The organism is Sphaerisporangium melleum, from assembly GCF_014646695.1.
GTDB lineage: Bacteria > Actinomycetota > Actinomycetes > Streptosporangiales > Streptosporangiaceae > Sphaerisporangium > Sphaerisporangium melleum.
On sequence record NZ_BMNT01000055.1, the window covers coordinates 25,906 to 26,389 of the forward strand.

Consider the following 484-nt stretch of genomic DNA (forward strand, 5'->3'; position numbering starts at 1 on the left):
ATCAGGCCGCTTGGAGTCCCGTACCGCGATCAGCCTCTTGGACTGCGCGACCTCGACACAGTTGCCACCGTTGCTACCGGTGTAGCTGGACTTCCGCCATTCCGCCACTTCGACGCAGTTGCCGCCGTTGTTGCCCGTGTAGCTGGACTTCTGCCACCTGACAGTCTCAAGGTCCATCGTTCCTCCGCTGTTCTCGTGATGAGACGACACTTGCAGCGCAGCGGTTCGACCCGAATCGCCTCGAACCCCTCGATGGCGACCGCGAGCTCCTGACGGTCGCCGGTCACCATCCCGCGACAGCGGTGCCCGATGAGTCCCTCACCGGCGCCGCGTCGGCGGGACGGGGTACGGCGAATGCCGGCGCCGCACAACGGCGGGCAACCGGCAAACCTCGCCGCAAGTCGTACTAGACCTGGTCGAACCGGCCGTCCTTGACGCCGCCGAGGAAGGTCCCCCACTCGCCAGGAGTGAAGAACAGCTTGGG

1 protein-coding gene is annotated in these 484 nt (G+C 65.7%); it reads right to left on the reverse strand.

Features of this window, described 5'->3' with window-relative positions; genetic code table 11:
• The coding region (locus tag IEY93_RS33780; RefSeq protein ID WP_189167241.1) for a DUF397 domain-containing protein at positions 1-177 on the reverse strand (177 nt) is incomplete at its 3' end.
• Positions 178-484: the final 307 nt, after the last annotated feature.